The 25,012-nt window shown below is 42.4% G+C and carries 18 protein-coding genes, 1 tRNA gene and 1 pseudogene; 13 read left to right on the forward strand and 7 right to left on the reverse strand.

Annotated features, from left to right (window positions below; all coding sequences use genetic code 11):
* Nucleotides 1–148 precede the first annotated feature (148 nt).
* Nucleotides 149–796 carry a 2OG-Fe(II) oxygenase gene (locus ACDZ28_RS09350; RefSeq protein ID WP_076116370.1) on the forward strand — a complete coding sequence of 216 codons (648 nt, stop codon included), beginning with the start codon at nucleotides 149–151 and terminating at the stop codon, nucleotides 794–796.
* A gap of 243 nt (nucleotides 797–1,039) precedes the next feature.
* On the forward strand, nucleotides 1,040–2,326 hold the full coding sequence (locus ACDZ28_RS09355; RefSeq protein WP_375105328.1) for an NAD(P)/FAD-dependent oxidoreductase: 1,287 nt from the start codon (nucleotides 1,040–1,042) through the stop codon (nucleotides 2,324–2,326).
* 53 nt (nucleotides 2,327–2,379) lie between these two features.
* On the opposite strand, the gene ACDZ28_RS09360 is transcribed toward ACDZ28_RS09355, so the two are convergent.
* The 4 genes from ACDZ28_RS09360 to guaD form a co-directional block, all read right to left on the reverse strand.
* Nucleotides 2,380–2,988 (reverse strand): zf-HC2 domain-containing protein, encoded by a 609-nt coding sequence (locus tag ACDZ28_RS09360; protein WP_375104498.1) that lies wholly within the window; start codon nucleotides 2,986–2,988, stop codon nucleotides 2,380–2,382.
* Nucleotides 2,985–3,467: an RNA polymerase sigma factor gene (locus ACDZ28_RS09365; protein WP_375104499.1), complete on the reverse strand. Its 483-nt coding sequence runs from the start codon at nucleotides 3,465–3,467 to the stop codon at nucleotides 2,985–2,987. Before ACDZ28_RS09365 ends, ACDZ28_RS09360 begins: the two co-directional genes overlap by 4 nt.
* Before the next feature lie 187 nt (nucleotides 3,468–3,654).
* Nucleotides 3,655–5,007 (reverse strand): uracil-xanthine permease family protein, encoded by a 1,353-nt coding sequence (locus ACDZ28_RS09370; RefSeq protein WP_042123370.1) that lies wholly within the window; start codon nucleotides 5,005–5,007, stop codon nucleotides 3,655–3,657.
* A gap of 38 nt (nucleotides 5,008–5,045) precedes the next feature.
* Entirely contained in the window at nucleotides 5,046–6,410 is a 1,365-nt protein-coding gene (gene guaD, locus ACDZ28_RS09375; protein ID WP_375104500.1) for a guanine deaminase, read from the reverse strand.
* Nucleotides 6,411–6,656: 246 nt separating this feature from the next.
* On the opposite strand from guaD, the gene ACDZ28_RS09380 reads away from it, so the two are divergent.
* The 7 genes from ACDZ28_RS09380 to ACDZ28_RS09410 all read left to right on the forward strand — a co-directional run bounded on the left by ACDZ28_RS09380 (nucleotide 6,657) and on the right by ACDZ28_RS09410 (nucleotide 15,677).
* A complete protein-coding gene (locus tag ACDZ28_RS09380; protein ID WP_042123373.1) occupies nucleotides 6,657–6,845 on the forward strand; it encodes a hypothetical protein in 189 nt (62 codons plus the stop codon).
* 130 nt (nucleotides 6,846–6,975) lie between these two features.
* Nucleotides 6,976–7,698, forward strand: coding sequence for a GntR family transcriptional regulator (locus tag ACDZ28_RS09385; protein ID WP_042123374.1), 723 nt, complete (start codon nucleotides 6,976–6,978; stop codon nucleotides 7,696–7,698).
* 292 nt (nucleotides 7,699–7,990) lie between these two features.
* On the forward strand, nucleotides 7,991–10,372 hold the full coding sequence (locus ACDZ28_RS09390) for a phosphoketolase (protein WP_375104501.1): 2,382 nt from the start codon (nucleotides 7,991–7,993) through the stop codon (nucleotides 10,370–10,372).
* Between the two features lie 160 nt (nucleotides 10,373–10,532).
* Nucleotides 10,533–12,728 (forward strand): ABC transporter ATP-binding protein, encoded by a 2,196-nt coding sequence (locus ACDZ28_RS09395; protein WP_156114703.1) that lies wholly within the window; start codon nucleotides 10,533–10,535, stop codon nucleotides 12,726–12,728.
* Nucleotides 12,721–13,284, forward strand: coding sequence for a DUF1854 domain-containing protein (locus ACDZ28_RS09400; RefSeq protein WP_375104502.1), 564 nt, complete (start codon nucleotides 12,721–12,723; stop codon nucleotides 13,282–13,284). The genes ACDZ28_RS09395 and ACDZ28_RS09400 overlap by 8 nt, the downstream gene beginning before the upstream one ends.
* Nucleotides 13,285–13,468: 184 nt before the next feature.
* Nucleotides 13,469–14,791: an MFS transporter gene (locus ACDZ28_RS09405; RefSeq protein WP_042123377.1), complete on the forward strand. Its 1,323-nt coding sequence runs from the start codon at nucleotides 13,469–13,471 to the stop codon at nucleotides 14,789–14,791.
* Nucleotides 14,763–15,677 carry a polysaccharide deacetylase family protein gene (locus ACDZ28_RS09410; protein WP_042123379.1) on the forward strand — a complete coding sequence of 305 codons (915 nt, stop codon included), beginning with the start codon at nucleotides 14,763–14,765 and terminating at the stop codon, nucleotides 15,675–15,677. Before ACDZ28_RS09405 ends, ACDZ28_RS09410 begins: the two co-directional genes overlap by 29 nt.
* Nucleotides 15,678–15,714: 37 nt before the next feature.
* Here ACDZ28_RS09410 and ACDZ28_RS09415 read toward each other — a convergent pair whose 3' ends face one another.
* Nucleotides 15,715–16,131, reverse strand: coding sequence for a hypothetical protein (locus ACDZ28_RS09415; RefSeq protein WP_042123381.1), 417 nt, complete (start codon nucleotides 16,129–16,131; stop codon nucleotides 15,715–15,717).
* Between the two features lie 285 nt (nucleotides 16,132–16,416).
* Between ACDZ28_RS09415 and ACDZ28_RS09420 the strand changes: the two genes are divergently transcribed.
* From ACDZ28_RS09420 to ACDZ28_RS09435, 4 genes are all read left to right on the forward strand, one after another.
* Entirely contained in the window at nucleotides 16,417–16,794 is a 378-nt protein-coding gene (locus ACDZ28_RS09420; protein ID WP_375104503.1) for a hypothetical protein, read from the forward strand.
* 263 nt (nucleotides 16,795–17,057) lie between these two features.
* The gene (locus tag ACDZ28_RS09425; protein ID WP_375104504.1) at nucleotides 17,058–21,443 is read left to right on the forward strand and encodes a bifunctional 2',3'-cyclic-nucleotide 2'-phosphodiesterase/3'-nucleotidase; all 4,386 of its coding nucleotides are present in this window, start codon (nucleotides 17,058–17,060) and stop codon (nucleotides 21,441–21,443) included.
* A 140-nt stretch (nucleotides 21,444–21,583) separates the two neighbouring features.
* A tRNA-Leu gene (locus tag ACDZ28_RS09430) sits at nucleotides 21,584–21,667 on the forward strand.
* Between the two features lie 120 nt (nucleotides 21,668–21,787).
* The gene (locus ACDZ28_RS09435; RefSeq protein ID WP_375104505.1) at nucleotides 21,788–23,182 is read left to right on the forward strand and encodes an MATE family efflux transporter; all 1,395 of its coding nucleotides are present in this window, start codon (nucleotides 21,788–21,790) and stop codon (nucleotides 23,180–23,182) included.
* A 54-nt stretch (nucleotides 23,183–23,236) separates the two neighbouring features.
* On the opposite strand, the gene ACDZ28_RS09440 is transcribed toward ACDZ28_RS09435, so the two are convergent.
* Complete coding sequence (locus ACDZ28_RS09440; protein ID WP_375104506.1) at nucleotides 23,237–24,577, reverse strand: FAD-dependent oxidoreductase; 1,341 nt, start codon at nucleotides 24,575–24,577, stop codon at nucleotides 23,237–23,239.
* 175 nt (nucleotides 24,578–24,752) lie between these two features.
* Nucleotides 24,753–25,006 (reverse strand): annotated as a pseudogene (locus tag ACDZ28_RS09445) (SDR family oxidoreductase); the annotation flags it as partial.
* Nucleotides 25,007–25,012 lie beyond the last annotated feature (6 nt).

Here is a 25,012-nt window from a genome sequence, read left to right on the forward strand (position 1 = left end):
TGTTTGGGGCTTTTTTATTTTTTTTCAGGGGATAAAGAACGGGCTGATATCCTGAATCTTTTGATGTTCTGAAGTTAATCAAGCAAATAAAACCATTTTATGGTATGTTTTTTGGTGATTGATGTTATAACTTGGGAGCTGTATAAGGATGATAGGGAATACGACAGACAAAGAACGGACGATATTCGATCATGCTGGAAATACGATCAAGACAGAAGACAGAGAAATTCGAATTCTTGCCAAGTATGAAGAGCCGCTGGTTGTCCTGTTAGGAAACGTGCTTAGCGATGAGGAATGTAATGAGTTAATTGAGTATTCTAGAGAACGATTGCAACGTTCGAAAATAGGCGAAGACCATGCGGTCAATCCAATTAGAACGAGCAGCGGTGTGTTCTGTGAGGAGAATGAGACAGTTACAAGAATCGAGAAACGATTCTCACAAATTATGAATATCCCTATCGAGCACGGTGATGGCTTGCAAGTCCTTTTGTATATCCCTGGTCAAGAGTATCTACCCCATCATGATTTCTTCGCACAAACGAGTCGAGCAAGTAGCAATAATCGAATAAGTACGCTCGTGATGTATTTGAATGATGTGGAGGAAGGTGGAGAAACAGATTTCCCTATGCTTAATTTATCTGTGAGCCCTAACAAAGGTATGGCGGTCTACTTCGAATATTTTTATGATAATCATGAATTAAACGAGTCCACCTTACATGCAGGTATGCCAGTAATCAAAGGCGAAAAGTGGGTTGCAACGATGTGGATGAGAAGACAAGTCCTTCGCTCTTCCTAGATGTAAGGTATTGTATTTTTTTAATCTCACTTACTACAGTCAATATATCTTCCAGAGAAGACACCCTAAAGGGTGTCTTTTTATATTAAAGTAAGTAATTTTACTGATAGTTTCTATAGATTGGAGGGAGGCTAAGCGGGATCGGAGTATTGATTGGAGGATTTACTAGTCACTATGTTATAATATTTATTCACTATTTCAAATAGGGTGAATCTAACATCATGAGAGAGTTTCAAAGTAATCATCACAAGCTGTTTATGGGGCGCTGCAGGGTTAATGGCTGCCATTACTGCGAGTGACTTTGGTATTGATGCAGCTATATTGGAGGGCAACGGCCGGATTGGCAAAAAGATATTAACGACAGGAAACGGTCGCTGTAACATTACGAATAATTCTACAACGATGGAGCCGGAGGAGACGATTGCTTTATTATATAAGTATCACAGTACTCAGCCTGACTTCCCATTGTCTGCGTTGCAGCAATTTGGTATCCAACAAACCATCGACTTTTTTAACATGCTCGGACTTCCGCTAACAAGCTTGGAGGATGGTCGGATGTATCCGATGTCACTGCAGGCTGGCTCTGTGTTGGATATTTTCCAGCTTGCTTTGAAGGATCGGAATGTGCCTGTGTATTTTAATCATAAGGTATTGGATGTTACTGTGTCGATGGATCATCCACGTTTTAGGATTGTTTGCCAGACAGAGTCGGAGGAGCAGGTTGTATTAACCAGTAATTATCTTTTTCTATGTACAGGCGGTCTTACCGCTCCGAAAACGGGAACAGACGGTTCCGGGTACACCCTGGCTCAACGTTTAGGGCACACGCTTATTGAGCCTTTGCCGGCCATTGTTCAATTGAAGCTGGATTATCCGCATCTAAAGGCATTGTCAGGTGTCAAGTTCGAGGGAATGGCCCATATCATGGTGGACGGTCAAACGATCCGCAGCGAATATGGCGAGATTCTTTTCACCGACTATGGTATTTCCGGTCCAGCCATTCTCCAGCTTAGTCGAGTTGCCTCTTATAACTTAGCTGAAGAGAAGTCTGTGGTGATATCGGTCGATTTAATGCCGAACCGCAGTGGCGAAGAAGTAATTGATTTTCTGGAAATGCACTGGGGTACATTCGGGCATCGGACTGTTGCGGAATCCTTTATCGGCATTATCAACAAGAAGCTAATTCCTGTATTAATGAAGGAAGCAGGCATCAATCAGCAGCCTAACCTGCTTTGTCAGGATTTAATGTGGAATACGAAAAAAATAATTTATCGAATCATGAAGCATTGGGAATTCACAGTCATAGGTACCAATAACTTTACTTTCGCGCAAACTACAGCCGGAGGCATCGATACAATGGACATCAACCAAGAAACGATGGAATCCAGGCTTGTTCCCGGGCTCTATTTTGCGGGTGAGGTCATGGATGTAGATGGAGACTGTGGTGGATACAACCTGCAGTGGGCTTGGAGTTCAGGTTATGCTGCAGCAAAAGGGCTTGCTGATCATATAGCAACTAATTCTGAATGATTCGAAGAGAAAAGACACCTTAAAGGGTGTCTTTTTTCGTTTAACTGCGATGTCTACTCCACCAAAACACCATTAATGAACGTCATAGTTTTATCTTTGAATTCAAGAATAAACTTGTTTGGGAAATCCAGATCGGTTTGAATCTCCGTCCCCAACATAACTTTTTTCCCTACATCATCAAAGGGATTGTGAATCAAGCCCCTAGGGGTATACCTAGTTACGGAACCAATCACATTATTATTTTCATCGCGGATAAATTTAGTTTTTCCTGAGAACACCAAGTCTTTACCATTTTGCAAAGTTAGATGAACCTCCAGATGAGTCTTTGTCTTCTGATAATCGATGGTCACATCTTTAGAGGATACAGGGAAACCAATTACAAAAAGTCCAATAAGAGCAGCAGCCAGTAGGATTACCGTTAAAATGGAAAAGGCGAGCGTCTTTATATTTTTTGATTTGACCTTTTTAAAATAATTAAGTTTGTTAACTTCTTCTTTATCAACAATAGGCACAATTAGATCTGCTGTTGCGGTCATTTCGTTATAGGACTGAAGGCAGCTTTCACAGGTTTGCAGATGTTTTTCAATCTCTTCGTTGCTATGTACAGAGGTTAGCTTTTCAATATAGGAGGGCAATAAATCCTGAATGATCTCGCATTTCATGAAGATCTTCCTTTCATCAATTTTTGTTTTCCGCGGTAAAAGGTAACTCTTGCCCAAGTCTCATCCCTTCCGAGAATTTCACCAATTTCCCGAAAGCTGAATTCTCCGGTCAAACGCAGATACAATACTTCCTTGGTATTGGGATCAAGTAAATGAAGCTGTTTAAATAACTCCATTTTATCTTGAGCTAAAATGAATTGAGTTTCTGTTGAATTTTCGTTTGAAAAAGCAGAGTCTTCTAATTCTTGAGTCTTCCTTTTGTGCTGCTTGTCCAGCTCCTGATACCACACATGCTTAGCAATCTGACAAAGCCATACGTATACTTTGCAGGTTCCATCATATTTGTGTATGGACTTTATAGCTCTATAAAAGGTTTCTTGGGTGATTTCTTCAGCCAGTAAATGATTATGACAAAAACTGAAAACGAATTTATATACTTGGGTTGAATATTCCCTGTATAATTCCCCGTTGTCCTGCATCCGTTCACCTCCTCAAGTTATATATCCGTAAAATGCTATAAACGTTACAGCCTTATATAAACTTTTGAAATTAAAATCTTTGGAAGAAACATCATCATAAAGGATTTTGCAGGCAATGTCAGGATTTAAGTTGATAAAAAACAGAAAAAACGGACATCATTGATGTCCGTTTGTCCGTTTGTTTCTTCTATTTTCCACTTGGCAACAATTTATTCAATAAGATCGCAGCCAATGAAGCCGCTAGGATAGGTGAGCCCAGCAAATATTGCACGAATGAAGGTAAGGAATGCAAGTAATCGCTAGGAATGAGTACCAAAGCTAACGTTATAATCATCGGTATTGCGATAATGTACATTTCTTTTTCGCCAATCGTTACGTTCTTCATCACCTGCACACCGTTAATCGCGATAATCCCGCAGACGATAGCGAAGACGCCGCCGATTACAGCGGATGGAATTGAAGAGATCAGAGCAGCTAATTTACCAGAACAACCGAAGAGGACAAACCATCCTCCTACTGCAAGAAAGACCCGGCGGGAGGCAACTCCCGTGATGGAGATAATGCCTGCATTGGTTGAATAGCCTGTAACAGGTGTTGATCCGAGAGCAGAAGCAATAAGACAGCCAATTCCTTCACCGATAACACCTTTGTTAATATGCTCGTCTGTTAAAGGTTTATTGATTACGTTGCTGACAGCAAACCAGGTACCAGTTGTTTCAGCAAGCAGCACGAGATAAATAATGACCATGGTGATAATAGCAGAAAAGTTGAAAGAAAATCCGAAATCCACAAAAGCGATCCGCGGCATACTAAACCAATTCGCTTGGCTAATCGCTGAGAAGTCTAACACACCCATCATATTAGCAGCAACACATCCAACTACTAACGCCATCATGACGGAAATAATTCGGAAGATCGATCCTTTATTGCGGAACATAGAACCTAGAATTACAAATAAAAGGAGTGTACCCGCTGAAATAAGGGCTAATAATACATTCTGGTTGATGGAAGCGCCTGAGGCTCCATAGATATTGTCTCTTATAGCAACTGGTAGTAAAGAAAGACCAACTATGAATATGATCGTACCACCTACAATAGGTGGGATAAAGTTTTTAACGATTTTATTAAAGATACCGACATAGCCCAGAATAATAACCAGGATCGCACCGATTAAACTGGCACCTAACACGGAACTCCAACCTAACTCTCCGCCACCACTAGCTGCATAAATACTGACGATCGCACCAAGTGGAACATAAGAAGGCCCTTGAGCGATCGGAAGCTTCATACAGAAATAAGTCTGCACAATCGTTGCAAGTCCAGCAGCAATAAAGGTGGATTGAATCAACGCGCTTGACTGATTGGGTTGTAAGCCGATTAACATTGCAACTAGGAAAGGAACCACATAAACGTCCATTGCCAATACATGTTGGAAGCCTAGGATGATGGATTTACTGAATGAAACCTTTTCATCGGGTAGAACGGTTAATAGTTGTGACTTTAATGGTGCTTGATCTTGCACGTTTGCTTGTGTTTCCACTCAGATGCCCACCTTATATTTTCTAGTTTTATCGATCCTTAACGTGAATGAACCTTGTTACCCTGTACCCAGACTTCACGGATATTCTCAGGTCGAGCTAGATACATCATTTTTTGAAACACGTCGTGTAAATCTTCATTCCCATCAAAGATAGGCAATCTAGCCGATGGTATTTTCGTATCGATAATTTGAACATCCCATGTATAGCCTTCTAGTATCCGACCGATAGGTAAGCTTAAACTTTTACCACCGCCAGCGGTAGCAAGATAGAAAGATTCATCAATCTTAATCCGAGATCCTAGTAAACCACGCTCTTGTGCAGGAAGAGAAGGATTAACGCCATCCTCTAGCATTCGTGAAGACATTACAGCTTGTCTTATGTTATCGAAGAGACTAGGTGAAAAACCTCCGGAAATATCAGACCCTAAACCAATCTCCACACCCTTGGAATGAAAGTGAGCGATAGGGATGACACTATTGGCAAAATAAGCGTTTGATATTGGACAATGCGCAATAGCTGTTCCTGTCTCCGCAAATAAATCTACATCGTCTTCATCTAAAAAATTGCAATGTGCCATGACAGATTTATCACGGAGCAGACCGAAATCATGCAAGGCAAAAGCATCGTTCTTCTGGAATCGTTCTTGTACATAACCGTGCGCCCAATCACTTTCACTACAATGCGATTGAATATGAGTATCGTATTTTGCGGCTAAGTCCCCTAAACCTTGCAAAGCCTCATTTGTGCAGCTTGGGATGAACCTAGGTGTCACTACTGGATAAACGCCTTGCTTAGTAGATTTGGCTAGTTCTTTTACCGCTAGAATAAATTCTTCTGTATCTTTAAGTGCGGTGTCGGTGTCAGTGTCGCGATAGTTTTCTGGATTCCCTTGAGGATCGTCCATTACCACTTTTCCAATGAGTCCCCGCTGTCCTTTTTCTGCACAGATTTGGGCTAATAATAAGCTGGCTTCTTTATGCACCGTTGCAAAATAAAGAGCTGTAGTGGTTCCGTTCGCGAGTAGAGTATCAACCACGTCATCGTAGATCTTTTTTGCAAAATCCAGGTCTGAAAATTTAGACTCCAATGGGAAGGTGTACGTATTTAACCAATCATAGAGTGGAATGTCTAACGCAGTACCGGATTGAGCCCACTGCGGGGCATGAACATGCAAGTCGATAAAGCCAGGCAAAAAATACTGACCTTCAGCTAATCGATGGAAGTTATCTTGATCTTGATAAGAATCTAGTAAAAGTTGATAGTCGGGTTCCTCTGGTGAAACGATCTTTTCTATCATCCCATCTGTATTAATGCAGTAGAGGTGGTCTTTTAAAATTTGAATTTCCTTCGGTGATTTGCTTGAAAATGAAGTACCTAGGAATATTTGCATATATTCTGTCATGATTTCCGCCTTAATGTTCGTCTTTTGGTGTTCGTTTGTTATTATAATCCGTAAAAAATGATAAGTCTATACCTAAAGTCGAACAAAGACGAGCCTTGAATACTGAATTATGTTCTAATTAGATCGAAACATATGAATTCACGTTATCTTTGCGTAAAATGTATGCGGTTACTTACTTATGCTATAATACTTATAGATTAATAAGGTTAAGCGCTTGAGAAAAATGGGTTAGGGAGTGTTACTGAAATGAGAAGATATAACTTTTGGCGTCCGATCATGCTAATTATTGTCGCCCTGCTTACGAGAAGCTTGGTTACTAACGTATGTATTTTGTTTGGTCTTCAGACTGATGTAGCGAGTAGTATAGGTACGCTGGGCATGGTTATCGCCGGTTTAGTGATGTATAATCGCATGAACATCCGCCGCCGAAAATAACGAACAGATTCCAACAATCCGATCCATCCGGTTGATTAATAAGTCATGAGTGCAATCGTATAAACTGCTTAGTTATTATGTTATAGTAAAGAGTGAAATAAACATGTATTAACCTTAAAAGGAGTACTTCATGACACAGTTTGTCTACAAGCAAATTATTGATGATCTAAAAATGAAAATCTTTGCTGGGCAGTTTCCTGATATGAAATTACCGGATGAACGGAGTCTCAGTGAGACTTATCAAGTGAGTCGGAGTTCCATTAAAAGTGCTCTGACTAAAATGGCGAATGCCGGCATTATTTTTAAAAAACGTGGTTCAGGAACCTTTATTAACCCGTTATACATAAAAAATGAATCTATTTTTAATTACGAAGGCTCTAATTTAGGGGTCACCGACAATTTTCATATGCATGGCAAGAAACCTAAAATCAAAGTATTGAAATTTGAGGTTATCCCACCAACAGAAGAGTTACAGCGGGATTTGTTTTTAGGGCCTCATGACTTTGTTTACAAAATCGTTCGACTTCGTCTCTTTGAAGATGAACCCTTTATGATTGAAACAGGGTATATCCCCATAAAAATCGTACAAAATTTGAATCAGACGATTATCGAAGGATCTATTTTTAATTATTTGGAGGATTCGCGCAATTTAGCGGTTACCAAATCCTTTTTATCCATATCTGCAGAGCCGTCGGATTCCAATGATCAAGAACTGCTGAATTTAGAGAAGAATGAGCCTGTTAGTATTATGGAGGGGATTTTCTTCTTGGATAATGGCACGCCTTTTGAATTTTCGCACATGCGATTCCACTACAAATTCTTAAAATTTAATACCTTTGTATCGGTTGACTAAAAGTAAGACTGGGGAATTTTTCTCGGTCTTATTTTTTTTGTTTTGAACAAAATAGAATTAAGTCCTCCAGCATGAGCTCTTCGAAAATAGTTCCTATATTTTACAAATATTAAAATATACAAGCTTTTTTACAGTGAATTTACTCCGTTTTTCATACTATGTTCATATTTTCACATAATTGGACCGTATCATTTGTTTAAAAGGTTGAATTAATTTTGCGCGGCGGTATGATGTACTTGTGGAAGTAATACGGTACTGAAAAAAACATAAAAAATTTTGGGGAGTGGAAGAAATGGTATTATCCATGGATGTTGATTACTCATCAAAAACTTATTTAGAAAAGCTGGATGCCTATTGGCGTGCGACGAACTACATATCCGTAGGTCAACTGTACTTAAAAGATAATCCGTTGTTAAAGGAACCGTTGAAGGATGCAGATGTAAAAATTAAGCCTATCGGACACTGGGGAACCATTCCTGGCCAAAATTTTATTTATGCCCATTTGAATAGGGTCATTACTAAATATGACTTGAACATGTTCTATATTGAGGGGCCTGGTCATGGTGGTCAGGTTATGGTTTCAAATTCTTATCTGGACGGTAGTTACACGGAAATTTATCCGGAAATCACGCAAGATATTCCAGGGATGAAAAAATTGTTCAAACAATTCTCATTCCCAGGGGGCATTGCTTCTCATGCCGCCCCAGAAACACCTGGTTCTATCCATGAAGGCGGCGAGTTGGGTTATTCTCTTTCTCACGGTGTCGGTGCCATATTGGATAACCCGGATCTGATTTCGGCTGTTGTGATTGGTGATGGCGAGGCTGAAACTGGACCACTAGCTGCTTCATGGTTCTCCAACAGATTCATCAATCCGGTTACTGATGGTGCGGTTCTGCCGATCTTACACTTGAATGGTTTCAAAATCAGTAATCCAACGATCCTATCCCGTCAATCAAAAGAAGAAATTACCGCATACTTTAAAGGGATGGGTTGGGAACCGTTCTTTGTTGAAGGTGAAAATCCTGATCTTATGCATCCAGAAATGGCAAAGGTGCTGGATACTATCGTAGAAAGAATTGAAGCGATTCAAAAGAATGCACGTGAGAACAATGATCTTACTCGTCCGGTTTGGCCAATGCTGGTCTTCCGCTCTCCTAAGGGATGGACAGGTCCAAAGCAATGGGACGGTGTACCAAATGAAAATTCATTCCGCGCCCATCAGGTGCCAATTCCAGTGGACCAAAAAAATATGAAACACGCACCAGCGTTACTGGAGTGGTTGAATAGCTATAGACCGGAAGAATTATTTGACGACAATGGCCGTTTGAAAGCTGAAATTGCTGAAATTCTGCCTACAGGCAACCGACGTATGGGAATGAATCCTGTTACCAACGCCGGTAACCTCATTAAAGATTTGAAATTGCCAGATTATCGTAACTTTGCACTTGATAATGCTGTGCCAGGCCAAGTTATTGCACAAGATATGGCTGTGCTGGGTAAATACATGAAAGATGTAATCTCCCTTAATGAAGAGAACCGTAACTTTAGAATTTTCGGACCGGATGAAACGATGTCCAACCGTCTGGGACCTGTCTTTGAAGTAACTAAACGACAATGGCTGGATCAAATTAAAGAACCAAATGATGAGTTCCTCTCATCTTATGGACGTGTAATTGATTCTCAATTGTCTGAACATCAAGCAGAAGGCTTACTTGAAGGATATGTTTTGACTGGACGTCACGGTTTCTTTGCGAGTTATGAAGCTTTCTTGCGTGTAGTTGATTCTATGATTACTCAGCATTTTAAATGGCTGCGTAAAGCAACAGATCAAAGCTGGCGTGCAGATATCCCATCCTTAAATGTGGTGGCAACTTCAACTGTATTCCAACAAGACCACAATGGTTATACTCACCAAGATCCAGGTCTGTTAGGTCACTTGGCTGATAAGAAGCCTGAATTTATCCGTGAGTATTTACCTGCCGATGCGAACTCCTTGCTGGCTGTCTTTGACACCGTCTTAAATGACCGTCAAAAAATCAACCTGATCGTTTCATCCAAACATCCGCGTCCGCAATGGTTTAATGCAGATGAAGCACAGGAGCTGGTTGAAAAAGGCTTGAAGATCATTGACTGGGCAAGCACCGATCAAGGTGGAGAGCCGGATGTTGTTGTTGCTTCTGCTGGTACAGAACCAACTATTGAAAGCTTAGCGGCAATCTCTATCCTGCATGAGAAACTTCCAGCACTTAAGATTAGATATATCAATGTGGTGGACTTATTGAGACTGAGAAGTCAAAAATTAGATCCTCGTGGTTTATCTGACGAAGAGTTTGATCAATTTTTCACAAAGGACAAACCGGTTATTTTCGCCTTCCACGGGTATGAAGGTCTGATTAAAGACTTGTTCTTTGATCGTCATAACCATAACCTTCACGTACACGGGTACCGTGAGAATGGTGATATCACAACACCTTTCGATATGCGTGTCTTGAATCAAATGGACCGTTTTGATCTAGCGAAGGAAGTTGTGCTGAGCTTGCCTGATGGGGATAAGCATAAAGCCATCGCAGATGAAATGGACGCTATCGTGAAGAAGCATCACCAGTTCATTCGTGAAGAAGGTATTGATCTGCCAGAAGTAGAGAACTGGGTATGGAAGCCATTGAAATAAGCATAGCCAGTACCATAGGAAGTAATGAAAAAGACACCCTTAGGGGTGTCTTTTTTGTGTTGTCCAAGTAACTATATAAAACAATTATAGTCATTCTTTCATCTTTACCACTGTAAATATATGTGAGTAAATAGGATGGATAATGAAAGGGGAGAAATGTATGCCACATATTGATAAACTTCCCAAGTCTATAGAAATGCAGCTTACGGAACAACCGTTATTTCACTTTGTATCTGATTTAATGAAAGATGGACAATTCGGTGAGCAGTGGCTTGTATTGACTGAGAAGGAGCTTTCCGTTTGGGGGACGGATGGGAAATTGGTGTCGAAGCTATTTGTTTCGAGCATAACCGATTCCCGAGTTGTAGGCGGGGTAGGCGGCGGTTCGTTGCTTGTCGATACTAAAGAGGGTCCAATGATTCTTATACGTTATACCGCATCACTTACTTCTATATTTGGATTTGCGTCTAAATTAATTGCTGCTGTAGCTAAAGGGGAGGAGCGGCCAACGGCTTCTGAAAAAGAATTTCCAAGACATTGCCCAAAGTGCCGCAATCCGCTTCCGGACGATTCTCAAGCTTGTCCGGTATGTAAAAGTAATGGCAAGGTTCTGTTTCGGATGCTAAGTTACGCTAAGCCGTATAAAATCCAAATGATCGCAGCAGCGATTATGTTGATTTTCACTACATTGGTAGAGCTTGTTCCACCTTTTTTGACGAAGATGATTGTTGATAACGTGTTAACAAAAAAGGACATGGGCTCAACGCTTCTATGGATAGTCATTGGGCTTGCTGCCACATCTCTGGTGGTTACGCTAATGCAGACTGTACGTGGGCTTATCGGGGTATGGATTGGTTCCAAAATTATGGGTGATCTGCGTCATGATGTGTATCATTCCTTGATGAAATTGTCGTTATCTTTCTTCGATCGAAGACAGTCTTCGCAATTCATTGGACGGGTCAATAATGACTCTGAGGCGATGCGGCAATTCATGACAGATGGTGTGATATGGGTCTCTGGCGAATCCTTGAGGGTAATCGCAATCTTCGCGATTATGTTTAGTATGGATTGGAAGCTAACACTGCTAGCCATGCTGCCTATGCCGCTCATGGTCGTACTATCGACTGTATTATGGCCAATGATTGGTAGACGTTGGTATCAGCAGTGGAGATCTATTTTCAGACTAAATGCTTTGGTAGGCGATTCTTTGCAGGGCATTCGTGTAGTTAAAGCATTTGGACAGGAAACTACAGAAATGTCACGTTATACTGTCGCTAATAAGGAATTGGTGCGGCACAACATCCGGATTGAAGGCTTGTGGCAGGGAATGTTTCCCGCCTTTGCATTAGTTGCTGGTGTAGGTACGCTGTTAATTTGGTATTATGGCGGCAGAACGGTGCTTGATGGGCAATTATCCATTGGTACACTAATCGCTTTGGTTACTTACCTGGGAATGCTCCTCGGACCTTTGCAGTGGGTAAGTCAAATGATCAATTGGGCCAGTCATGCGATTTCGGCAGCCGATCGGGTATTCGAAATTATGGATACACCATCCGATGTGCCTGATACTACGAACCCAGCGGATATTGGTCGTGTCAGTGGTGAGGTAGAGTTTAAACAGGTCACTTATGGATACGAAAAGCATCATCCTGTGCTCAAGAACGTGGATTTAAAAGTGGGTGCAGGAGAAATGATCGGTCTGGTTGGGCATTCAGGTGCTGGGAAGTCGACCTTCATCAACATGATTTGCCGATTCTATGACACAGACGAGGGGACTATCACCATCGATGGGGTGGATATCCGTAATATTAGTCAGTCTGACCTGCGGAGCCAGATCGGTGTAGTGCTGCAGGAGACATTCCTGTTTGACGGCACGATTGCTGAGAATATCGCTTATTCTAAACCGGACGCCACAGAGCTAGAAATTATGCGTGCTGCTAAAATTGCCAATGCACATGACTTCATCGTTCAGCTACCTGATGGCTATGACACAAGGGTAGGAGAACGTGGGCATAAGTTATCCGGAGGGGAGAAGCAGCGAGTGTCTATTGCCCGAGCAATAATTCACGATCCGCGGATTCTAATTCTGGACGAAGCAACGGCTTCAGTGGATACAGTGACTGAGCGGCAAATTCAAGAAGCGATTTCGCGTCTGGTCAAAGGCAGAACGACATTCGCCATTGCTCATCGCTTGTCCACTTTAAGAAATGCCAATCGGCTCGTCGTGCTGGAACGCGGCAAGATTATTGAGGTGGGTACGCATGAAGAATTGCTAGCAGTAGAAGGGGCTTACTTCAAACTGGTCGAAGCACAGAAAGAAATGTCCCAGATCAAGGGGGTAGAAGTGCATGAGTGATCCAATCAGCGTCAGTGGTCAATCGAATGCTAAAGATAAAGATAAAGATAAAGATAAAGATAAAGATCCCTATGAAATTAATATTTTCGAACCGGGTGCGATCTCCTTTAGTCGTAGTCAAGGCGGGGTATTTCAAGGCGTAGTGGAAGGTAAGGTTTATGAAGAACTAATTCTTTTTCGTATCTTTCCTTTTCAATACAACACCCAGTATATTTCTGTACGTAACTCTAAGAGTGAGGAGATCGGTGTCATTCGTGACATTGATCAGCTGGATGAGGAAAGTCGCGGGGAAGTGGACAAAGAATTGCAGCTGCGATACTTTTTACCGGTTGTGACCCGAATTGATTCCATCAAACAGAAGGCAGATATGTGGATTTGGGAGCTGCAGACGAATCTGGGTCAGACCCGTATCGTGATGCGTAACCTGCATGAGCATATGCAATACCCAAGCCTTCATCGAATCATTCTGACTGACGTTAACGGAAAAAGATGCGAAATTCGTGATTATTCCACTTTGGATGCTCAGAGTCGGAACAAGCTGAAAGACGTTTTATAGTGGAAGAAGGAAAGTGCTTGGTAGTTTATACTACTGAGCACTTTTTTGATCGGTGTAAACATCCGAGGTTATCCCTCCTTTTGTGATGAGGAAACGCATTGGATTGAAGCAAATTTGTCACTAAACTCCCAGTATATGTGGTAATATATTACAACTAGATGATTACTATATGGGAGGTATGTGAGTGAAGCATAAATGGATGAACTCGCCGTACACCTTTGCTTTAGGGATGTTTGCGATGATGGTTCCCAGTCAGGCTTTTAGTTCTTTTTACAGTTATTTTTATGTGGAGAAATTGGGCTTGGGCATTGGACTTGCTACACTGGCCAGAACAATCTTTCTGATCTGGGATGCGGTGAATAATCCGCTGTTTGGATACTGGTCAGACCGCACAAATACCCGCTATGGTCGGCGTAGACCCTGGGTGTTCGGCTCGATTCCGCTGTTTATGCTGGCGTTTGTGCTGGTATTCTCTCCTCCTGGCGGTTTATCCGAGAATGGACTCTTCACTTGGTTTCTAGTGACGCTTATTTTCTATGAGGCTGTCGCTACGGTCTTGTGGGTGAACTATGGCGCACTGCTTCCGGAGCTCTTCCGTGGAGATCGTATTCGGGCAAAAGCCTCGGCGATTCAGCAAGGCTATCAAGTGGTTGCTCTGTTAATCGGTACGGCTCTAACGCCAATCCTTTTCGCAGCAATTAACTTCTCTAATATGGCTATTGTGTATGCCTGTGTCTTCGGTGTGTTTATGTTCTTATGTATGATGAATGTCCAAGAGAAGAAAGAGACTACTAAGACCGAACCTTTGAAGCTCATTCCTGCTTTTCGGGAGACGATACGGAATAAGAAGTTCTGGGTGTTTAATATTTCGAACTCTTTTGCCCAAACGGTTAATGGACTTGTAAGCTCGATGATTCCCTTTTATGCAAAATATGTTCTACATATTTCAGAAGCACAGGTGTCTATTATGCTCGCGGCTGTCTTTGTCTCAGTCATTCCATTAGTGTTCGTGTGGTATTGGATTATTCGTAAGATGGATGGGGTCAAGGCATGGCGGCTATCGCTTATCCTATATGCTTTATCTGTCATTCCGCTATGGTTCGGGTATGATCTCGTGAGTGGTGTGGCCGCTGGCATTGTTGTCGGCTTCGGACTAGCAGGGTTTCTAGTAACCCCGGCGATCGTAGGTGGCAAAATCATTGATGAAGATGCAGAGAAGACAGGGCTGAGAAGAGAGGGTATCTATACTGCAGTAAGCGGATTCATCACTCGTTCAAGCGGATTAATCTCGGCACTGGCCTTTTTTATTGTAGGGATGATCTTTGGTTATAAGGGTGGCGATGATCCAGGGTCTGATCCGGAAGCGACGTTCCGGTATTTAATAAGTGTGGTACCGTTATGTCTGCTAGCTATATCTGTTGTCATATCTTTTACAATTAAATTTACATTTACGGGGCAAATGAGAGGTGATGCTGACTATGAGCAGAAGATTAATCATCAATTGTGATGATTTTGGGCAAAGCCCTGCCATGAATCAGGCAATTATGCATCTATTAGAAGAGCAGAAGGTATCCTCAACGACGATTATGGCAGTAGCTCCTGGATTCGAGGAGGCTGCTGCATGGTGTAGCCGTAGGCAACAACAAAATGTGGGCCTTCATTTGACGTTGACTAGTGAGTTCGAGGCTTTACGCTGGAGTAGCCTGACGGGGGATTCTTCTCTGCACGACGAGAGTGGACATCAGTATAAGACGGTAAAAGAGTTCGAGCAGGGGGCGCAGACAAAAGCTGTGCTGAAGGAGATTGTTGCGCAGTACGAGCGAGTGAAGCAAGCAGGAATAGTGATTAGTCATGTAGACAATCATATGGGTAGCTTATATGGCATGGAAACGGGACGCAGTTTGCTACCGCAGACGCTGTGGAGAATTTCGCGCTGGGGGTTGCCGTCAAGATTCTTCCGATACATCCATGCAGAAGATCCTCTTCTGGGATCGCTGAAAAATATTGAACGTCCTGTTGCACTTGGATCCGGGCTGGCCGATACATTTGGAGTCCCGATTCCTGATTACTTGTTGTCGCATCCTTTTGGTGTGGAAGAGGGTGAGACGTACGATAGCTTCAAACAATCCATTATCGCCAAGATGTATTCGCTACCTGATGGTGTTAGTGAAACCTATATTCATCCCGGAATAGACGATCAGTGGATGCTTGCAAATATACCACATTGGGAGAAGCGAGTCTGGGAATACCATCTACCTTTTGATGATGATTTTACCTATGCGATTCGTGATGCTAATGTTGAATTGACGGACTATCGCTATGTACAGGAGCATTTAAAGCGCCCACGGGTAAAATCTGCGGGAAGGCTTTTGAAGAATCTGATAAGTTCATGAGGATAAATAAAAAGACACCTTGAGGGGTGTCTTTTGACTATCCCATTAAACCCTTCAGTCCATTCAAGAATGGGGAAATCGATTTAATCATATTGTAGCCCATTTTCACAACCGGCATTGTTCTTTGGATCATCCCTACGAAGCCCATAATTCTACCGAATCCTGAAGCGCCTGAACCTGCAGCCTCGGCAGCCCCCGCAGCTCCTCCTCCCATTCCGAACAGTGAGCCAAATAACGGCATGAGTCCAGATACATTCGCCTTCTGGCGGGAGTGAGTGTGTCTTTTTGACTTTCTATTTTTACTTTTATTTTTACGTGGTTTGGACAGGGTCAATCCATCCTTATCGAGGCCAGTTATCCATCCTACATACGTGCGTCCATCATGAAGCGTAACACACACGGGTCTACCCTTGAGCTGTTCAGCTCGCTTGCGAATCTTTGCTCTGTTTGACATACGTGGATCACCTCATTGGTCTATTTAATTCTATATTACTCAGATATTCTGGTGTTGCTTGTGCTGGTTCATCATAAATTGGAAAAGAAAGTCCAAAAAATTGATGAAGAGAGGCTATACATAAATATCCATCTCAGACTGGGACAATGCTAAGGTCATCGATTTTCATTTGGGATCTTATATTTAAGAGAATGGCTAGAAAGAGGACAATAGATAGATTAAAAGGAAAAAAAGGTGTTCTTCCGCTTATAAAACCTGAATACCAATTAGCATGGGGGTGGAAGGATGTTATCGGCATGGATTGGAAGTTTTATTTTTGCGGGAGCAGCGGTTTTTTACATACTACTAACATTGGGATTACCTTATGGTGAATTTGCGATGGGAGGCAAACATAGAATCATGCCTTCACAGATGAGGGTGGCATGTGCAATTTCAGTAGTCATACAACTACTTGCAATCTTGTACTTGCTACAGGCAGGTCATGTGATTTCAATTGGTTTACCGTTTGATAGAGGCGTATGTTATTTTTTCGCAGTCTATTTAATTCTCAATACCGTTATGAATTTATTATCGGACAGTAAAAAAGAAAGGCTTGTGATGATACCTTTATCTTTAGTTACTGCTATTTGTTTTGGGCTTACAGCTATCATGCGTGGGTCTTGAGAAAGATATCATGAGACCAGGATTCGACGCATCTAGACTTTAAATTAGTGATTATTTTAGGACGCATCTGTATAAGATGTGTTTTTTTGTATGTCTAGAGACTCTTGATCTATTAAATTAAAACATGACTTAGGTCTTTCTTCACACGTTAATAAATTTAACATAGTTTTAAATTGATTTTACAATACTATGCTTTTTCGTTACATCTGTGTGATATAATATCACAGAAACTATGTAAAAATGATAGGGAGGACTTATAATTTATGGGATGGAAGACACGATGGAACAAGCCACTCGCTTCTGTACTGGCAACTGCAGTGCTTTCTTTGCAGGTGTTTGGAGGAATTGGTTTGGGTGCGACTTGGGGTACAGACAAAGCTGAAGCAGCATCCTCAGCTACAGCCAAGCTCCGGTTAATGAGTACCACAGACGTGCACACCAATGTCTACGGCTGGGACTACTTCAAGAATGCGGCCTCAACAACTGTAGGGCTCGATCGAACAGCTACATTAGTTACTTATGCTAGAAGCGAATATCCTCTTAATAATCTTCTACTCGATAACGGGGATCTGATTCAAGGTACACCACTCGGGACTTACATTGCAAACGAAAGTAAACTGATGGAATCAGAGACCAAGCTACACCCTATGATTGCGGCTATGAATATTATGGAATATGATGTTGCCACTTTTGGTAATCATGAATTTAACTATGGGCTGGAATTCTTAAATCGTACTATTAAAGGTTATAGTAATAATCCATTAACTGGTGCTGATTTCCCTTATGTAAATGCCAATATATATATTGATGATAAAGATGGTAATCCAGACAATGACGAAAATGCTTTCGACCCTTATGTCATTATCGACAAAACAATAATGGACAGCGATAACCAACCTCAGGTAGTTAGGGTTGGTATACTAGGCCTTGTGACCCCTCAAATTATGGAGTGGGACAAGGTTAATCTGGAAGGTCGAGTTATTACTAAGGATATTGCAGAAACTGCAGCGAAATTTGTTCCTGCCATGAAGAACGAGGGAGCCGATGTTATCGTAGCAATGGCGCATACCGGCTTCGATGCAACTGCAGTTGCGGGTACTGATGCAGAAAATGCTATCAATCTGTTAAGTAAAGTTGATGGTATTGATGCGATTACCTTCTCGCACACTCACAAGGTGTTTCCGACAGGCGATAATGCTTCCCTTGATGCTTCTTTCAAGGATCCATTAACAGGACAGCCGTATAATAGTCCTCAATCTGTTGTTGATAATGTTTATGGCCACATTAATGGTACCCCAGCTGTGCAAGCAGGTTATGGCGGGGGTTACTTGGGTCTAATTGATCTTAATCTGGTGCAGGAAGGCGGCAAATGGACAGTCGATAAAAAGAACTCTAAAGCTTCGACCCGCTCCATAGCCAATGCTAAACCGGATGCTGTTGTTGATGCTGCTGTGGCAGCAGATCACCAGGCTACTATTGACTATACAGGTCAAGAGCTAGGCGTTACTACTGCTCCGATGAACAGCTATTTTGCAATGGTTCAGGACGATCCTACCGTGCAAATTGTGACCAATGCCCAGAAGTGGTATGTGGAGAAGTATATTGAAAACAACCTTCCACAGTATAAAAATCTTCCGATTCTCAGTGTAGGTGCTCCTTTTAAGGCTGGACGTAACGGCCCATCGGAGTACACGAGTATTGAAAAAGGTCCGTTGACTATCCGCAGTGCAAGTGACTTGTACCTGTATGACAACACGCTAAAAGCTATTAAAGTTAAAGGCTCTGTTGTTAAGGAATGGGTTGAAATGAGTGCGGGCGCGTTTAATACCATCGATGAAAAGAGCACGGCTCCACAAAGCTTGCTAAATGGAGATTTTGCGGTTTATAACTTCGATATTATTGATGGTATTAAGTACACTATTGATGTAACTAAGCCTGCAAAATATAATCCTAACGGTACAATTAAGGATGCTTCATCCAGTCGTGTGAAGCAAATTACGTATAAAGGTAAAACTTTGGATCAGAACCAAGATTTCATTGTTGTGACTAACAACTACCGCGCAAGTGGCGGGGGCAATTTCCCGGGTGTGAAAGGTTCAGAGATGTTGGTGGATTCACAAGATGAGAATCGCCAGATCCTCATGGACTACATCAGAGAAGTAGGTACCATTGATCCTTCTGCGGATGGGAACTGGTCTTTGGCCCCTATCTCGGACGATGTGAATATTACCTTTACTTCTTCACCAGAAGCGGCAAAAGTTATGCCAGCCAACATTACGGACACTGGTGCAAAAGATATTAAGGGATTTAGTATTTATAAATTGGCTCTCCCGGTTAAGGATGTAGAAGTTCACCTTCTGGGAATCAATGATTTCCACGGCCAACTGGATACAGTTTCTACAGTAAGTAACAAGAATGTGGGAACGGCTGCTATTCTTGCAACTTACCTAAAAGAAGCACGGGCTAAATACGACAATGCTCTGCTCTTTCATAACGGAGATTCCGTAGGTGCATCTGCTCCGGTATCCTCACTTGAACGCGATGAGCCGACGATTGAGTGGATGAACATGATGGGATTTGATGTAGGTTCTCTGGGTAACCATGAATTTGACCAAGGTGTCGATGCACTGATGACGCAGCTTTATGGCGGTGTGGATCCTAAGGACGGCAATGTTACCCACAAGGGTACCAATTTTGACTATGTTAATGCCAATGCGGTAGATGCGACAACCCGCGAGCCGATTATTAAACCTTATGTAATTAAAGAAGTGGGCGGTGTGAAGATCGGATTTATTGGTCTGGTAACGAAGGCTACACCAGGCAAAGTTTCACCTTCCGGCACAGCTGGCGTATATTTCCTCACACCTGAGGAGGAAGTAGCGGCTGTTGAGAAATATGCGAAGGAGCTTCAAGCTAAAGGCGTAGAGACGATCATCGTGCTTGCGCATGATCCAGCCTCTACTAAAGACGGGGTAACTACAGGTGAGGCAGCTGATCTAGCCAACGCACTTCCTGCAAATTCCCCTGTTGACGTTATTGTTGCTGGTGATAACCATGCGCTGGCAAACGGAACGGTAAACGGTAAGTTGATTGTACAAGCCTACTCTTACGGTACAGCATTTGAAGATATTAAGCTGATCATTGATCCTAAAACAGGTCATGTGAAGGAGAAGTCTGCTGTAGTGACCTCCACCTTCCATGACGGCGTAACACCGGATCCGGAAAGTGTGGCACTGGTTAATACTTACCTTGAGAAGCATCCTGAACTTACTCAACCAGTGGGTACAACAGACGGAACTATCACTCGTACCGATGCTTACAACAATGAGGCTGCACTTGGTAACCTGATCGCTGACGCTATGCGTACTGCTGATTTCGGCGATGGCGCTAAGGCTGCTGATTTCGCCTTTATGAATCCTGGTGGTATCCGTGCGGATCTTCCAAAAGGCCCTGTAACCTTCGGCGATCTGGCGAAAATTCAGCCATTCGGCAATACGCTTGTGAAGCTGACGCTGACTGGAGCGCAAATCAAAACGTTGCTGCAACAGCAATGGAATGTAAAGGCTGATGGAACACCCGATATCAAAACGCTGCAAATTTCTGGACTGAAATATACAGCGAATATGTATCTTCCGGTAGCAGATCGCATTGCAAACCTTACATTAACTAATGGAACACCAATTAATCCTACGCAGAAATATACAGCGGTAGTAAACAACTTTATGGCTGCGGGTGGAGATAACTACAAGATTCTGACTCAAGCTAGTGATTCATTGGCTGGACCTATTGATTTGGACGTATTCTACGACTATATTGTAAGCACGTTTGATAGAAAAGAGATTAAAGCAGCTATTGAAGGTCGGATTGTTAACAATTTGAAGGAAGTAACTCCAACGCCGACACCTAGTCCAACGGCAACACCAACACCAACGCCAACAACGGCACCAACAACAGCACCAACAACAGCACCAACAACGGCACCAACAACAGCACCAACAACAGCACCAACAGCAACACCAGCACCATCAACAGCACCAACAGCAACACCAGCACCATCAACAGCACCAACAGCAACGCCAGCACCAACTACTGCTCCAGCAGCAAACTTTAAAGATCTGGGTAAGGTAGTATGGGCGCAAGAAGCTGTTCAAGCATTGGCTGCTAAGGGCATTATAAAAGGATTGGACGCAAATAGTTTTGCGCCAACCAAAACAGTGACTAGAGCAGAGTTTATTACAATGCTGGTACGCGCACTGAATCTAACGGGTTCGGCAACAACCAGTTCATTCAGCGATGTTAAACAAGGAGTTTGGTACACTGATTCTATCGCTATTGCGGTGAAGGCCGGAATTGTACAAGGGTCTGGTGATGGTAAGTTCGAACCGGGTCGTCAAGTGACCCGAGAAGAGATGGCTATTATGATTGCTAATGCATTGAAGGATAAACTACAGCCGATTGATAAGAATGCAGCGCTGGGCAAGTTTGCAGACAAGTCCAGTATTGCTCCTTACGCTCAGGACGCTATAGCACAACTGACCCAATTGGGGATCGTTAACGGTGTTGAAGGTGGCAAATTTGCACCTAAGGGCATAGCTAACCGTGCTCAAGCGGCAGTCATTATCTACCGTATGCTTGAACAAGCTTCATAACCCGATAGTTCTTCTGAAAAAGTGTATCGATGATCCCAAATAGGGACTCGGTACACTTTTTCTTTTTACATTAGGTATTGCCCTTTGTGCTAATATATGATAATTTAGTTCTGCACTGCATGTTTCTTTTTATATTTTGTGCGGTCGTGGCGGAATTGGCAGACGCGCACGGTTCAGGTCCGTGTGGGTTAATCCCCGTGGAGGTTCGAGTCCTCTCGACCGCATACCTAAGTGCATATAAACTAGCTGTACTTTTGAATTGCTCTTCAACCTGAAGAGCCTTTTTCTATTTATAAGGATATTTCAAGTTTGGATAACTCTAATATAAAAGAAGTGAAGCGAAGATGGAACCTAATGTAAATGTCAATACGAAGCGAAGTGTGCGGTTTCTTGAAAAGTATTTTTCAGGAGAATCGTTAGATTATCGCCATATGATTGCTTTATTCATTCCTATTCTGGTAGATCAGGCCTTTATAGTGGGGCTTAATCTAGTGAATACAGCCATGATCAGCTCGTCCGGTGTGGCAGCTATCAGTGCGGTGAACATGATCGATTCCCTTAATCTTTTTCTCATTAGTGTGTTTATCGCGGTATCAACAGGTGGTACGGTTGTCGTAGCGCAGTACAAAGGAAGCGGTAATAGTCTTATGGTGTCAAAAGCCACCGCAGGTGCCACCTCGTCGGTTTCCCTTATGGCTTTTGCTATTGGTATGTTTGGTATTCTTTTTCACAATCCGTTGTTGAACTTACTATTTGGAGCGGCTTCGCCAGAGGTAATGCACAACGCCCGAATCTATTTGATTGGGAGCTGTATCTCCTATCTTGGAATAGCTGTGGTAGAGGCAGTGTGTGGTGCCCTTCGGGGAATCGGAAGGACGAGAGCCTCGCTTGCACTATCGCTCATTATGAATTTAGTTTACGTCCTCTTGAATCTCGTATTTATTAACCTTTTGCATATGGGTGTTCTAGGGATGACTATTTCTATAAATATAGCTCGATATTTGGGCGCGATATGCGCTCTGTATTATCTGTTCCGGATGGACAATGAACTGCATATTCGAATTCGTGACTTACTGGTGGTTCAATTCTCCATGCTCAAAAAAATAATGTTCATCGGTATGCCGTTTGCGGCGGAGCAGATGTTCTTTAATGGTGGTAAGATTCTGACGCAAGTCTTTATCGTCAGTCTCGGTACTTACGCGCTTGCTACAAACGCTATTGCCTCTTCCTTTGCGGGGATTATGCAAATTCCGGGCAATGCGCTGTCTTTGACGATTATTACAGTGGTCGGACAATGTATGGGAAGCAATAATGTTAAGGATGCCCGGAAATTTATTAAATCGTTTCTCGTAGCCTCTTCCCTTTCCTTTGTGGTGATGGGATTGTTAGTTATGCCTTTCTTCCATCCGCTAGTTTCGATGTTCCATCCACCTGCGGAGATCGTGAGAGATATCTTTATAATTGTACTTATCAATACAATTGTACAAATACCACTGTGGTCTATTAGCTTCATAACACCATCAGCGCTTAGAGCAGCAGGAGATTCCAAGTTTACATCCATGGTGTCTATGCTGAGTATGTGGTTGTTCCGCGTAGTACTCGGGTATATCTTAGGTATTGTTCTGGATTTCGGTCTACTTGGGGTTTGGTTAGCTATGAACTGTGAGTGGGGAATTAGAGGATTCATATTTCTACGGCGTTTCATGGGTAAGAAGTGGGTTCAGCATCGTGTTATATAGTAAAAGTAAAAGACACCCCCAAAGGGTGTCTTTTTGTTTGCCATGCATGTAGTGTTATTCTTTGATCTGTGAGAACAAATCATTCAAAGCCTCGCTCATTGTAGGGTGAGTAAAGATATGATCTCTCAAAAAGGTGAAATCTTGCCCTGTTTGAATAGCCATACTCACGATATTAATCACTTCACTGGATTCCGCACAGAACAATGTAGCTCCGAGAATTTTATTGGTTTTTGCATCCACAATAGCTTTTAGGAAGCCTTCAGTTTCGTTAATTAAGCGGGCACGTGGAATAGCTGCTGAAGGCAACTTCGCGACTTTAATTTCAAGTCCTTGTTCGGTAGCTGCTTCTTCACTAATTCCTACTCTGGATAGTGGAGGATCTATAAATACGCTGTACGGAACAGCGTCACGGTCATTTGTGGTATGGGAATGATCGCCGAAGAGATCATTTCGTACGATTCTATAATCGTCTAAAGATATATAGGTAAACTGTAATCCGCCTTTGACATCGCCGAGAGCCCATATATGGGGAACGGTGGTTTTTAGGGAAGGGCCCACCTTAATAGCACCCCGATCTGTAACTTCTACACCGGCTGCTTCTAAATTTAATCCCTCAATGTTTGGTTTTCTACCTGTCGCAACCAGTACGGCATCGACTTTCAATTCTTGAATAGCGCCATCTATCGAAAAGGAGATAACTGTTCCATCTTTAACATCCTTCAGTCCTATAACCTTTGCCTTCAGTTTGACCTCAATGTTCTTCTTGGTAAAGGTTTGGAGGACGGCGTCCGCGACATCGCGGTCTTCTTTAGGAATGAATTTTGAGGAACCCTCCAGCACCGTAACCTGTGAGCCGAATTGACTGTAGATCGAAGCGAATTCCAAACCAATATAACCACCACCAATGATGGCTAGTTTCGTTGGGAGCTCCTTAAGATCCATAATGGACGTGCTGGTATAAACGAACTTACTATCTTGTATCCCGTCAATCGTTGGAATGATGGTCTCAGCACCCGTATTAATGAAGATTTTGTCGGCGGTTAAGATTTTCGTCTCACCGGCTTCCTTCACTTGAACTTCGTGAGCTGATAAGAAGGAAGCTTCTCCATTAATAACTTCTATATTCTCGTTCTGATTCAGATTATCGTAATTTTTCTGGCGTAGAAATGAAATCAGTTGATCCTTGTTATGGATCGCTTCTTCATAATCTTTGCCTTGATGTGCTTGGTAAGCTAAGGATTTGGTAGGGATGCAGGCGATGTTAATGCAGGTTCCACCGTACATTTCCTTAGATCGTTCAATAACGGCTACTTTCCATTTTCGATTAGCTAGTTCTGTGGCAAGGGTCTTTCCTCCTTTACCGAAACCAATAATAATAGCGTCGAACTTGTTCATTTGAATACCTCCGGGTTACACAGGATGTTATAAATTATGCGGTAAATAGCATGTTATCTTTATTATTACCCTTAATTCAAAGGCTATTAAACGAATAATAAGGAGATATACAGACAAAAAAAGATCTCCTCTAAAGGAAATCTCTTAATGATCAATAGGCTGGCTGGCGTATAAATTAGCGTAATTTAATCGATCCGCCATCGGCCATGATTGTTTGACCCGTAATATAGTCGGAGTCTTCGCTCGCTAGGAGAACAGCAACACGGCCGATATCACTTTCCAGCTCACCCAGTCTTCTTAAATAGATCTTGGAAATCATGCTTCGGTAGTACTCTAGGTTTGCTTCTGCCCATCGAATCATACCGCGAATGGCTCTTTCAAATAAGGTAATGCGGCTTCTATGAAATAGAAGGTAGGATAGAATCCGGTTAGCTG

Origin of the sequence: Paenibacillus sp. RS8 (assembly GCF_041956825.1) — a bacterium.
In the GTDB taxonomy this organism is placed as follows: Bacteria; Bacillota; Bacilli; order Paenibacillales; family Paenibacillaceae; genus Paenibacillus_AQ.